Below are 11,768 nucleotides of genomic sequence, written 5' to 3'. Positions count from 1 at the left end.
TTGACGTTGACCTAAATAAAACTACCTGTGCATTTTTTAACCAAACTCAGCAGAAAAAGACGCGAACCGCTTTTTCTTTTGCCAATGTTCTTTGTGCAATTCGAATAGATGTAAGTCGAGCCAGTTACCATTCTTATTAATGTGCGATTGATAAACCCCCACATCTCTATAGCCATGTAATCGGTGTAACTTCATTACCTTTTCGTTGTTACTCATTACCTCTGCAACAATCTTACGTAATGAAGTATGAGTGAATACATAATTATAGAAATAAGGGGGGATCAATCCGCCCAAGTACTTATATTGGTCTTCGCCTATATAAAATCCCCAGCTACAGCGAGCATGAGTCCAACTAATCTCGCACTGATTCAGTACGCCAATTGGCACATCTTTGTATTCAATGATCCAATACACTGTAGTCGCATCGTCCTGCATTTTTTCAAACCATGCTTGCTGAAGTTCGATGTTGTTTTCAACATCGGTTAACATGACCTTGTTTACATCATCGCTTGTCCGCCACTTCAATACCAAAGGAAGATGATCGTAGGTCATTGGTTTAAATTTAAACACCAGCTATACCTCAAAGAGAGCGCTGTTTTTTGAATCGTGAACTAAATTGTTCACTGTGATCAAAATGAAACTTAACGGGTACCTGATACCCTTCCAGGTGCTTTTTACAGAACTTTTTCATTTCTATTTTTAGCGTCTTTTTATCTTGGCCTTCTGTACTCTCAGATAGCCTAATTTTGCACGCTATAACATTGCCTAATAAGGCATTTGACATGCCATAAACTTCGGCCTCTGAAACAAAATCAAGCTGTAACAAAACACTCTCAACCTCTGCAGGATACACTTTCTGCCCACCTACATTGATTATTTCCGACTTTCTGCCGAGTACCTTGATGTAGTCACCTTTGACTTCCACTTCATCACCAGTGTGGAACCAGCCGTCTTCTGTGTATGGACTTGGTGCATTCATATAACCTAGCATGCCAGAAAGTGCTTTAACTTCTAAAATATTGTCTTCGGTAATTCGCGTCTCAAAGCCTTCCCCGCCAACCTTCATCCAAAGCGACGATGAAGACTCAGATTTTGAACGAAGAATACCAATCTCGGACAGACCATAAGTCTGTAGTAATTTAATCTTTGGAAAATGTGAATTAAATCGAGTAAGAACCGACTCAGGCATCGGCTCAGTGCCATAGGTAACCGTTTTGAGTGAGCTGATGTCGTGCCGCTTATACGCTTCACTAATCAGCATTAGGTTTATAAACGTTGGAGAAGTAGGAAGAAGTTCAACGTTGAACTTTTCGACGGTCGCTAATACGGTATCCGGTTGGCGATCTGAAACTGTTATAACACAGCCGCCGTTTGACAGTGTATAAAGCAGTGTATTGACACCGCCAATATGGTCGTAGAGTAAAAATGTAATTGCGCGCAATGCGTGACGCTTTACTTTAAACTTCTCTAAAAGTTTAGCTACATCGTGTACAGCGGCCTTGCTCTTACCGGTTGAGCCTGAAGAAAAGAGGATAAGCCCAGGAATATTCATACTACGAAGCGTTGCAATATGTTCATGAGTTGCTTGTGTCTTTAGGTGCGTCATTTTATAGCTATCGTCGGGCTTGATTGAAATGACTAATTCAACTTCTGATGTGTCTATAAATTCAGCTTTCTTGTGAGCTACTGAGGCGGTGATAGGCACTACAATAGCTGCATTTTCAACGAGCGCTAATAATAACGCAATAGAGCTTGGGGAGTAGTCGGCTTCAACCATCACCACTGTGCCTGGTTGAATATTTGTTTCTTTAAGTATCTGTTGCCATGAGAATACTTTTTCTTTTAGCCAGCCATAGCTAAATATAGTGTTGTTCCAAACAATTGCGTCTTGCTTCTTGTGGGTTTCAAAAACGTCTAAAAAGAAATCGATAAACATTACGCCCCTCCTAGGTACAGCACTTGCCCCGTTACGAATTGACTCTGAGGCTGCATGTAGAAATCTATGATATTTGAAACGTCTGCCATCTCGCCGTACCGCTTGATACTCTGTCTTTCCAATAGCTTTTCTAGTTTTTCCGCGGGTACATTTTTTATAAGGTCGGTAAGAATAGGAGTTGGGCCTAGCGCATTCACTGTCACTCCAAAATCAGCAAATTCCTTGGCTAAAATCTGAGTAAGAGTTTCTACGGCAGACTTTGAAGCAGCATAAATAGCCTCGCCCTCGAGGGCGAAGGGTACAGCCACCGTGGAAAAGTTTATGATTCGCCCGAAGTGACGCTTTCTCATGAGCTTTACAGCCTCACGACAAAATAGGAAGCTGGCAAATACATTAGTGCTAAATATTTTTTCAACCGTAGACAATGGGGTAAGCATTGCGTGGTTCATCGCCGCAATCCCAGCATTGTTTATCAACACATCAAGCCGTTTATATGACTTTCTTATTTGGGAAAATAACGACTTCACTGCTTTTTCGTCTGTAACGTCAAGACAGAAGTGAGTGTACTGTTTATGTGTAATTGACGACGGTGAACGACTGCACCCAATAACAATATAGCCTTTATCAAGGTAATACTGTGTTAAGTAAAGCCCGATACCTCGACTCGCTCCGGTGATAAGCACTATTTGTGGGGGGCTGATTTCATTCATTATTGGCTGTTAACTTCGTCGGCTACATAACTGGCGAGTGTGGAGACAGTTCTAAACGGGCTGTTTTTTTGTGATAACGCTTTTTCATTGGCAATGACAAGCTCAACCTCAAACTCATCCTCTAGCGCTTCTTCAACTGAAAGCAGTACATTGACTAAGTCTACAGAATCAAGTGGACTAGACTCCCCATAAAGTGCGGTGTCTTCTTGCTTAATCACCGCTTTATTGTCAGATGATGCATTGAGTTCATCAATGGCTGAATAAATTAGTTCAATAACTTGCTCATAAGTGATCATTACATCTATTTCCAGATTCATCTTTTAATTTCATCAGTGCGTCAAAAATATTATCGGCACCATTAGATTTCGCTTGAGTGTGATTGACTTGTTGCATGTTAACTAGTGTCTCTGGGCTGTTCCACAAATTAGTCACTTTTGATACTAGAGACGTTAAGTCAAATTGCTTCAGTATATTGTAATAACATGCTCTCCCCTCCTCGCTACTTTGCTTAGAAGCTTGATACTGATTTTCAGCAACAATTAACAGCAAAGCTGGTGTGCATAAGGCTTGCAGTTCGTATTGCGTAGAGCCACCAGCAGAAATTACTAACCGTGACCGAAGAAACACTTCGGCGACGTTTTGCACGTTGTGTAGGTGGTGAATAAATGGTGATTTACTAGCAAATTCGTCTAGTACTCTCAAATGCGTATACGCACTTCCCGTGATCACATTTATAGAGATATGTGTTAGCGCTTGGGCAAGCGCATTGACTATAACAAGAGATAGGTTTTGAGTATCAGCACCGCCTAATATTATGGTGAGTTCATCTCTACCATTCAAAGACATCGCTTTTTTACTTTGCGCATCACTGAGCACAAACTCTTTTCTCAAAATTCTGAAATGTGATCCAAGACAGTAGGTCGCGCTAGGCTCCGTATCTTTGTAATTAAGTGACGGTGCGTGTCCGTTAGGATTGACAATACAATGCGCAAATAATGGGCCCACATCATTGTTATCATCTATTGCCACTATGAGTGTCTCTTTCAAAGAAAGAAATAAGTCTTTGCGATATTCAAAGGTAAACTGATAACCGTCCAACACTAGAAAGTCCACTTTATAGTCTTGACAGAAATTTTTTACGTGTTTTGTATTATGTTGAAAGTCCTCAACTAGAATTATCTCTCCCACCCAATCTTTGCGTTTTAAGGCCTGTTGCTGAGTAGCCTCTGTTACTAAAAACGAAATTTTATCAAACCTACCTTGACCATGCTGCGCAAGGGCAAGACATCGCATTAGGTGACCTAGTCCAATGACTTCATTACCGTCAACTCGAAAAGCAATATGCATCAATCCACGTCACTCTCGAATATAGCATCTCCGGGTTGAAGTGGGCGACGTGCGACAGACGATAAGACTTGGCGATAATATTTAGGCGCTAAGCCTATAGAAGGCCTTACTACCTGTGTATTATCACGACTAAAAGCTTCGCCCTGAGATATCGCTTTCGTCGCAAAAATTGATCGTCTGTAATATTTTGACTTTTCTTCGACATCAGTACCGCCGTAAGTAATTTCCCCAAGCGCTTTGTGAGCGATTGCAACACTATCTGTCAACAGCTTAAATTCGTCAGGCTCTAACGAAAAAGCGGCATCGACACCACCAGCACTTCGGTCTAAAACAAAATGCTTCTCTATAACACAGGCGCCCAAGGCTACCGATGCTATCGCTGCGCCAACACCCAACGTATGATCAGAAAGTCCTACTAAACAGTCGAACTTTTGCGACATGTCAGTTAGCGTGAGTAAGTTTGTATTTTCTGGCGTGGCGGGGTATGTACTGGTGCACTTCAACAGTAGAAGCTCTCCAGCTCCTGCATTTTTGGCTGCATCTAAAGCCTCGCGTATCTCTTGCTCTGTTGCCATCCCTGTAGACAAAATCATGGGCTTACCCGTTTTAGCCACTTTTTCAATAAGAGGAATATCTGTTAGTTCAAAAGACGCGATTTTATAGGCAGGTACATTTAAGTCTTCTAAAAAATCAACCGCAGATTCGTCAAAAGGAGAACTAAAAGCGATGAGCCCAAGCTCATTGGCGTAATCAAATAACGGCTTGTGCCATTCATAGGGCGTACTTGCCTGGCGATAGAGTTCATGCAGGTGGCGGCCGTACCACAATGAGTCTTTTTCCATTATACGAAAGTTATCTGAATCGATGTTGAGCGTCATCGAATCCGCAGTATAAGTTTGCAACTTAATGGCATCGACACCTGCAGAGGCTGCTGCTTCAATCATCTTTTTTGCGAGTGAGAAGTCTTGTGAATGATTACCAGATAGCTCGGCTATAATAAAGGGGCGATGATGCGGCGAAATGTGTCTATCAGCAATTTTCATAAGCGTTGTTTTTTCGTGAGGTTGTTAAATGATCAGCACGTCGAGCCGTGTGCTACGGGAGAATTATTTCAATGCATTTTCGCTGTCTTGCTGTACATATGATTTGTACATTAACTCTGCCCGCATCCAGTCTTCAATAGTATCAATGTCTTGCACCAAATGTCTCGGTAAAATGACTGGCGTACTCGCATGGGAAAACATTGATTTATTTCCCTCTAGATAGGCGCTTGAGCGTCCCCAATAGAACTGTCCCGCATCGTGATAAGCCTCAACGAGATCCTGCGAGCGCTTTTTAATATGTTCTGGAAAAAGCACTTCCACCCCTAGTTCGGTCACCGCTATAGCCCTTTGTATAGGAAAAGCAAAGCTCGTGGCAGAAAATGAAAATGATTTCTGGGGGCTGTTTTTTAGAATAGACAACCCCTCTCGCAAATAAGTTGGTTGCAAAAATGGTGCTGTTGCGTAAATACAGCAACTGTATTCAAACTCGAAGCCTAGTGACTGCATTGTTTTTATAGCGTGTCGTGTTACCGCCGTTGTACCAGTATAATCGTCGGACAACTCAGCAGGGCGCATAAAAGGAACATCTGCACCGTAATATTTTGCTACAGCAGCAATTCTCTCGCAGTCTGTACTAACGATTACATGGTCAAAGCACTTCGAACGTCTAGCAGCTTCTATCGAGTAGGCAATGAGGGGTTTACCAGCAAACTCACGGATATTTTTATTCACGATGCGCTTACTACCGCCCCGTGCTGGGATAATAGCTATATTCAACGTAGTGCCTCAGACAGCTGCTTAACTACCTTATCTTGGTCCTCAAACGATAACGTTGGATATAATGGCAATGTAATTGCGTTTGCATAGTATTCCTCCGCATTAGGATACATACCAAGCTCAAATCCAAGGGACCTATAGTAGGGATGGTAGTGTATAGGAATATAGTGCACATTAACGCCTACCCCACCAGCTCTCAGTGCATTAAACACTTTTTTGCGATCATGGGTTTGCAATTCAATTGTGTAAAGATGCCAAGAGCTTGATTCATCCATCAAAGGCAGGGTAATAGGCAGCTCTGCTAATAATTCGTTGTATCGCTTTGCGAGAGTAACTCGAGCTGCTACAAAATTATCTAACTGCAATAACTGAGAACGTCCAAGCGCAGCATGAATATCGCTTAAGCGATAATTAAAACCTAGCTCAAGTTGTGCATAAAACCAGGGGTCATCCACATGTTCGTTGTCGAAAAGGCTTACGTCGCGAGTTATACCATGAGTGGCTAAGCGGCGAAGCTTTGACGCTACATCAGCATTATTGGTAAGCACCATACCGCCTTCTGCACTGGTAATCGATTTTACCGGATGAAAACTTAAAACAGAAAGAGATGAGTAAGCACACATACCCACTTTATGTCCTTCAGCATCCCTCGCACCGAGAGCGTGTGCTGCATCTTCAATAATTTTTATATTATACTGCGACGTCAATTGAGCAATTGATTTCATATCACAACTGCTGCCTGAGAAGTGAACGACAACGAGCACCTTTGGAATACGTTGTGTTTTGTTTGCTTCAATGAGTTTTTGTTCTAGTCTTTGCAAACAAATATTTCTTGTTGCTGGATCGATATCAACAAAGTCGACATCTGCGTCGCAGTAACGAGCACAATTAGCAGACGCAACAAATGAGTTTGGAACAGTCCATACAATGTCGTTTTTTGATACATCTAGCGCCATACAAGCAATGTGCAATCCTGACGTCCCACTATTGCACGCCACTGCATAGTCAGCACCGGTATAATCACAAACGGCTTGTTCGAATAGCGGAACTTGCTCACCTTGAGTGAGAAAGCCTCCATTAAGCACCTTTGTTACAGCATCAATATCGCTGGGAAAGATTTTGTGCTTTCCGTAGGGGATCATGAGGTGGCCTTATCAAGATTCCTTAATTCGTCAACGCTCAAAAATTCAGAGTTTGTTCCTGAGTGATACTCAAATTTACTTTCAGCTGCGACACCGCTCTCACCCAATTTATTATTAAAATAATCTAGGGTTTTATCAAAAAAGGTAATGGCTGGAGCGATGACGTAATGGTCGCTGAACTCAATGGTATGGTGAGCCATCTCTTCAGGCACCATGATTTCGTGTAGCTTTTCGCCTGGGCGAATGCCAATAACGTTAAACTCTTTTTTGCCACTCATAGCTTCAACGAGATCTATAATACGAACGGAAGGGATCTTAGGAACAAACACTTCCCCGCCTTGCATCCGAGAAAAACTCTTAACAACAAATTTTACGCCTTCATCAAGGGTTATCCAAAAGCGGGTCATTTCAGGGTGAGTAACCGGTAAGGATTCACAGTTTTCTTGCAGAAGCTTTCGGTAATACGGTACCACGGAACCTCTTGAACCTACCACATTCCCATAGCGAACCACTGAAAAACGCGGGCCTGTTGCACCGGATATATTGTTAGCAGCCACAAAAAGTTTATCTGATGCTAATTTTGTAGCTCCGTATAAATTAACAGGGTTTGCAGCCTTGTCGGTAGACAATGCAATTACCCGAGAAACATCGTTGGCAATAGATGCATCAATCACGTTTTGCGCACCATATATGTTGGTCTTGATACATTCATTGGGATTATATTCAGCAGCGGGGACTTGTTTTAACGCTGCAGCGTGAACCACATAATCCACCCCTTTCATAGCGGTAATAAGACGTTCTTTATCTCGAACATCACCAATAAAGTAGCGCATACATGACTGCGAGAAAATTTGTTGCATCTCAAATTGCTTGAGCTCATCCCTCGAGTAGATGATTATTTTCTTTGGCTTGTAGTTGTCGAGTAGATATTTAACAAACTGGTTGCCAAAAGACCCCGTTCCACCAGTTATTAAAATGGATTTATTTTGAAAGTCTGTCATTACGAGGTTCTCATTTTCTATTATTTTTTTAGATGTAACTAACAGGGGTGCACATGAAACCCTAACTCTCCGTTAAAGACGTTAATTTCATTGAGAAAGGGCTCTAATCATTTGTACTTTTCCGCAGCAGATTTACTTCGGACAAAATGAGTAACCTCGTCCTTAGCGTCCTCTAACATCTTTCGTACTATATCTTTAAGGCTATTATTAACATCTAGTTCACGGATTGCAAACTCACGCTTATCTTGAGCGTCAAGGTTCTCAAGGTATGCTGTTATAAAAACGTCTCTGTCGATGATGAGTTGTTGAAGTTCTGAAAAGCGAGAGTCTGAAGCGCTATCCAACGTCGCTGCAATTTTTTTATTGATCTCTCGCAGCGAGATTGGCGTTTCGGGATGATTTAATTCTTCTATTTTCACACAGCTTGTCTGTTTTGACGCTGGGTCTCGTAAGCTTCCTGCTTTGCTTCTTCAGGAATTTGAACCCACGCGTCTCTTATCGGTGTTAACAGGCTAGACACTTCATCCAAAATCTTCAAGTCGTTCTTAACGTGGGCATTACCTAGTTGTTCAACCATGTAGTTATACAGGGAGAATAAATTACTAGCCACATCACCGCCTAGTTCAAGATCAAGTGTATCGCGCAGGTGCATGATAATAGCGCTTGCCTTTGAAATATAGTCAGCTTTCTCGATAAGCTCTTTTCTTTCCATGGCTCCTTTTGCATATGCAATACGGTCTAAAGCGCCTTGTAGCAGCATTAACGTAAGCTTGTGCGGATCTGCCTCTGAGACATCCTGCTTCAGGTTGCCTTTACGATAAGCGTTAATACCTTTGAGTGACATAAAACCTCCAATAAAATTTGCGGCTTACAGCGAAGCTAGCAGGGCCGAACCCGTTTGATTTAGACGCGCTACTGTTTGGTCGAGATTCAGATACTTATCTCTGAGAGTCTGCTCAAAACTAAGCATACGCAGTTCTAAGGTTTCACGCTGATCGAAAATTTCATCTCTATTATCTTTCGCAGCACGCTCTCTGAGACTGACCAAACCACTGAAAGAAGTATATTCCTTTGCGAATTCAAACATTCGCGTGGCGATACCTTCGTCTTTGTCAGTAAACAGCTTCGCTATTTCGTCGAAGTTATCCTCGAGCGCATCCTCTAAACGGTCTTCTCCAGAACCCAATCCAAAATCAGTTGTACCAACTTCAAGTTTACCGTCACTATCAACTTCTATGCCAACCTGAAACAGGTTGCCTAACGCAGAGCCCGCTACACTGCCACTAACGATTGACGCAAGGCCAGATTGAATTCCACGAAGCAGTGAATCACCGGCAAGTGCTCCATCATCTTCAAGTTCTGATTCGCCATAGCGTGTTAGAGTGCCTATTTCATCAATCAACGCGTTATAGTTATCAACAAAATCACGGATCTTCTTATCTAATCCTTCTTTATCAAAACCAATATTCAATTTAGTCGTCAAGAAATCGCCAACCGAATCTTTGGGAGACACCTCGTTGACATCAAAAGACACGTTTTGAATAGTATTTTCGAACTTATTCGACGTACTTTGGACTTCAATACCGTCTATATAGGCAATCGCATTTTTTGCGCTCTCAATATTCGCTGCGCTAATGTTCGCCGCCCCGCCAGTTGTGGACAGTCGGTCCAGCTCTGAAACGCCGGTATCATTGGTAATTACGAGATCGTTCCCCTCACCAGTTTCAGAAGAGGAGAATACGAGACGAGGACCTGCGCCAGTACCAGTATCAATAATGTTAGCGGTTACGCCAAAGTTATCGTCAGCACCATTAATTTTTTCACGAAGAGCAGTTAATGACATACCAGCAGTGACATCTACAGTGAAGCTCTCGGCTCCACCCACATCAAATGAAAGTGAACCTGTGCCCGACGTGAGTACCGGATCGCTACTTGATGTAAATGCGCCTGCATCGGTGGTAATACGACTACCGGCAGCAAGTTGCTCTACCGATATCTCGTAGCTACCTCTAAGGGCTGAGTTGGATGCTTCGGCAGATAAGACATCGTTATCTTCAGAAGGATTGGTTATAGTTGGCTCTCGGCCGTTAATACCGTTATCACTTCGAAGGTCATCTACCGTGTCTTTAAAATCGGAAAGCTTCGATTTAATTTGACCGAGGCCAGAAATTTCAGCCTCAATTTGCTCTTCCTTCGCATTTAAACGGTCTTCTTTCGGTTTGCGTTCTGCGGTTATAAGCTGCTGTACAAGATCGTCAAGGGCTAAGCCCGATCCTACACCTAGAGACTGAATTGTCATTGTATTACCTCATTAAACCTGGTTGTTGATAAACACTCCCACACTATTCCCAACATCCTGTTGTAGCTCTTGGATACGCTCGGCAAGTTCTAGCACCTCTTCGGAAGGAATTTGCCGTATTACGTCTCCAGATTGAGAATCTTTCACCGTAACTATTGAACGATTGGTTTCTTCGTCGATAGAAAACGCTAAATCCCGATTCTGAACTTTTAGGAATGACTCGACTTTTGATATTGCATCATCAAGCTGCTTATCATTCTCCGTGCTTCTTACATTATCGGCCTGTAATCCAGATGCTTGAGACAAATCTTTATTCGTCTCAATAGAAAAAGTGTCACGAGTTTGCAGTGTTCTTAACGCATCATTATTTTGCTGATTAAACTCTTTACTTTCACTACCAGTAGACTCTTTTCTAACATCAGTATCCGCCCGAATAGGTGTCACATTTGGCGATGCAAAAGCTTGACCACCTTGGGTATTTTGAATTTCCACGTAATACCTCCTGACCTAAACCAGAAAAACGGGTGTCACACTGTATGTAAGCACCCGTCACACTAACTATAGCTACTTTTTAATTACTTATCCAAGTAGTGAGAGTGCTGTTTGCGGACGCTGATTTGCCTGACTAAGAATTGAAACCGATGCCTGCTGGACTATCTGATTTCTAGTTAGTTCGGCGGTTTCAGCTGCAAAGTCTGTATCGCGTATCTGCGAACGGGCCGAAGCCAAGTTTTCGCTAATATTGCTTAAATTACGAATTGTCGACTGAAAACGATTTTGAAGCGCACCTAAGTCTGCGCGAACCGCTCCGATACCGGAAATTGCACCATCAATGTCTGCAAGCAACGCTGAAGCGCCCGTAGCTGTGGAAACATCGTTGGTCGTGATCCCTAGTCCAGTTGCACTGAAACCACTGATGGAACCAAGATTCCCCCTAGATAAATTCACTGAAATCGTTTGACCTGCATTGGCGCCAACCAGGAAACTCGCTGAGAAATTTCCGTCAAGCAAGTTTACGTTACCAAATTGAGTATCAGTCGCGATACGCGAAATTTCAGTACGTAGCGCAGATACTTCTTTTTGAAGTGCCTTACGGTCTGAAGAACTATTGATTCCGTTTTGCGATTGAACAGCTAGTGTTCGAATACGCTGCAAACTTGTTGTCACCTCACCAAGAGCACCTTCAGCGGTCTGCGATAAAGAAATTGCGTCGTTCGCATTTCTTACCGCTTGGTTGAGCCCCTGAACTTGCGATGTAAGACGGTCAGAGATTTGAAGACCTGCCGCATCATCAGCCGCACTGTTTATACGAAATCCCGATGACAGTCTTTCGAACGATGTGTTTAAACGGTCACTTACGTCAAAAAGCTGACGTTGTGCATTTAACGACGACACGTTAGTATTTACAAATAAAGACATTAGAATACCTCCTAGAGATTCGGTGTGCTAACAAGTACACTCAAATCCTTCCAGTTCAAATTAGCCGGGTCACTACGCCTGCCAACCTCTCTTG

At 42.6% G+C, this 11,768-nt stretch carries 14 protein-coding genes; all 14 read right to left on the bottom strand.

Annotated elements, in window-relative coordinates:
- Positions 1 to 36: 36 nt before the first annotated feature.
- The 14 genes from pseH to O9X84_RS01065 all read right to left on the bottom strand — a co-directional run bounded on the left by pseH (position 37) and on the right by O9X84_RS01065 (position 11,674).
- A complete protein-coding gene (gene pseH, locus O9X84_RS01130) occupies positions 37 to 570 on the bottom strand; it encodes a UDP-4-amino-4,6-dideoxy-N-acetyl-beta-L-altrosamine N-acetyltransferase (RefSeq protein ID WP_269517657.1) in 534 nt (177 codons plus the stop codon).
- A 10-nt stretch (positions 571 to 580) separates the two neighbouring features.
- Positions 581 to 1,936, bottom strand: coding sequence for a long-chain fatty acid--CoA ligase (locus tag O9X84_RS01125; RefSeq protein WP_269517656.1), 1,356 nt, complete (start codon positions 1,934 to 1,936; stop codon positions 581 to 583).
- Positions 1,936 to 2,646: an SDR family NAD(P)-dependent oxidoreductase gene (locus tag O9X84_RS01120; protein ID WP_269517655.1), complete on the bottom strand. Its 711-nt coding sequence runs from the start codon at positions 2,644 to 2,646 to the stop codon at positions 1,936 to 1,938. The genes O9X84_RS01125 and O9X84_RS01120 overlap by 1 nt, the downstream gene beginning before the upstream one ends.
- Positions 2,646 to 2,942 carry a hypothetical protein gene (locus O9X84_RS01115; protein WP_269517654.1) on the bottom strand — a complete coding sequence of 99 codons (297 nt, stop codon included), beginning with the start codon at positions 2,940 to 2,942 and terminating at the stop codon, positions 2,646 to 2,648. Before O9X84_RS01115 ends, O9X84_RS01120 begins: the two co-directional genes overlap by 1 nt.
- Positions 2,929 to 3,993 carry a UDP-2,4-diacetamido-2,4,6-trideoxy-beta-L-altropyranose hydrolase gene (gene pseG, locus O9X84_RS01110; RefSeq protein ID WP_269517653.1) on the bottom strand — a complete coding sequence of 355 codons (1,065 nt, stop codon included), beginning with the start codon at positions 3,991 to 3,993 and terminating at the stop codon, positions 2,929 to 2,931. The genes O9X84_RS01115 and pseG overlap by 14 nt, the downstream gene beginning before the upstream one ends.
- The gene (gene pseI, locus O9X84_RS01105; protein ID WP_269517652.1) at positions 3,993 to 5,036 is read right to left on the bottom strand and encodes a pseudaminic acid synthase; all 1,044 of its coding nucleotides are present in this window, start codon (positions 5,034 to 5,036) and stop codon (positions 3,993 to 3,995) included. Before pseI ends, pseG begins: the two co-directional genes overlap by 1 nt.
- A gap of 63 nt (positions 5,037 to 5,099) precedes the next feature.
- Entirely contained in the window at positions 5,100 to 5,813 is a 714-nt protein-coding gene (gene pseF, locus O9X84_RS01100; protein ID WP_269517651.1) for a pseudaminic acid cytidylyltransferase, read from the bottom strand.
- Positions 5,810 to 6,955 carry a UDP-4-amino-4,6-dideoxy-N-acetyl-beta-L-altrosamine transaminase gene (gene pseC, locus O9X84_RS01095; protein WP_269517650.1) on the bottom strand — a complete coding sequence of 382 codons (1,146 nt, stop codon included), beginning with the start codon at positions 6,953 to 6,955 and terminating at the stop codon, positions 5,810 to 5,812. The genes pseF and pseC overlap by 4 nt, the downstream gene beginning before the upstream one ends.
- Positions 6,952 to 7,956, bottom strand: coding sequence for a UDP-N-acetylglucosamine 4,6-dehydratase (inverting) (gene pseB, locus O9X84_RS01090; RefSeq protein WP_269517649.1), 1,005 nt, complete (start codon positions 7,954 to 7,956; stop codon positions 6,952 to 6,954). The genes pseC and pseB overlap by 4 nt, the downstream gene beginning before the upstream one ends.
- A 107-nt stretch (positions 7,957 to 8,063) precedes the next feature.
- The gene (locus O9X84_RS01085; RefSeq protein WP_269517648.1) at positions 8,064 to 8,375 is read right to left on the bottom strand and encodes a hypothetical protein; all 312 of its coding nucleotides are present in this window, start codon (positions 8,373 to 8,375) and stop codon (positions 8,064 to 8,066) included.
- Positions 8,372 to 8,800, bottom strand: coding sequence for a flagellar export chaperone FliS (gene fliS, locus O9X84_RS01080; RefSeq protein ID WP_269517647.1), 429 nt, complete (start codon positions 8,798 to 8,800; stop codon positions 8,372 to 8,374). The genes O9X84_RS01085 and fliS overlap by 4 nt, the downstream gene beginning before the upstream one ends.
- Before the next feature lie 24 nt (positions 8,801 to 8,824).
- Entirely contained in the window at positions 8,825 to 10,255 is a 1,431-nt protein-coding gene (fliD, locus tag O9X84_RS01075) for a flagellar filament capping protein FliD (RefSeq protein ID WP_269517646.1), read from the bottom strand.
- Between the two features lie 12 nt (positions 10,256 to 10,267).
- Positions 10,268 to 10,747, bottom strand: coding sequence for a flagellar protein FlaG (locus O9X84_RS01070; protein ID WP_269517645.1), 480 nt, complete (start codon positions 10,745 to 10,747; stop codon positions 10,268 to 10,270).
- Between the two features lie 87 nt (positions 10,748 to 10,834).
- On the bottom strand, positions 10,835 to 11,674 hold the full coding sequence (locus tag O9X84_RS01065) for a flagellin N-terminal helical domain-containing protein (protein WP_269517644.1): 840 nt from the start codon (positions 11,672 to 11,674) through the stop codon (positions 10,835 to 10,837).
- Between the last annotated feature and the right edge of the window lie 94 nt (positions 11,675 to 11,768).

This window comes from Alteromonas sp. BMJM2, assembly GCF_027257845.1.
Taxonomy (GTDB): domain Bacteria; phylum Pseudomonadota; class Gammaproteobacteria; order Enterobacterales; family Alteromonadaceae; genus Alteromonas.
The sequence above is the reverse complement of the archived record's forward strand: the minus strand, read 5'-3'. Positions and strand labels throughout refer to the sequence as shown.

Excerpts from the sequence above, each read along its gene's own strand:
- O9X84_RS01125 (WP_269517656.1), bottom strand. The coding sequence starts at position 1,936 with ATGTTTATCGATTTCTTTTTAGACGTTTTTGAAACCCACAAGAAGCAA.
- O9X84_RS01120 (WP_269517655.1), bottom strand. The coding sequence starts at position 2,646 with ATGAATGAAATCAGCCCCCCACAAATAGTGCTTATCACCGGAGCGAGT.
- O9X84_RS01115 (WP_269517654.1), bottom strand. The coding sequence starts at position 2,942 with ATGATCACTTATGAGCAAGTTATTGAACTAATTTATTCAGCCATTGAT.
- pseG (WP_269517653.1), bottom strand. The coding sequence starts at position 3,993 with ATGCATATTGCTTTTCGAGTTGACGGTAATGAAGTCATTGGACTAGGT.
- pseI (WP_269517652.1), bottom strand. The coding sequence starts at position 5,036 with ATGAAAATTGCTGATAGACACATTTCGCCGCATCATCGCCCCTTTATT.
- pseC (WP_269517650.1), bottom strand. The coding sequence starts at position 6,955 with ATGATCCCCTACGGAAAGCACAAAATCTTTCCCAGCGATATTGATGCT.
- pseB (WP_269517649.1), bottom strand. The coding sequence starts at position 7,956 with ATGACAGACTTTCAAAATAAATCCATTTTAATAACTGGTGGAACGGGG.
- fliS (WP_269517647.1), bottom strand. The coding sequence starts at position 8,800 with ATGTCACTCAAAGGTATTAACGCTTATCGTAAAGGCAACCTGAAGCAG.
- fliD (WP_269517646.1), bottom strand. The coding sequence starts at position 10,255 with ATGACAATTCAGTCTCTAGGTGTAGGATCGGGCTTAGCCCTTGACGAT.
- O9X84_RS01065 (WP_269517644.1), bottom strand. The coding sequence starts at position 11,674 with ATGTCTTTATTTGTAAATACTAACGTGTCGTCGTTAAATGCACAACGT.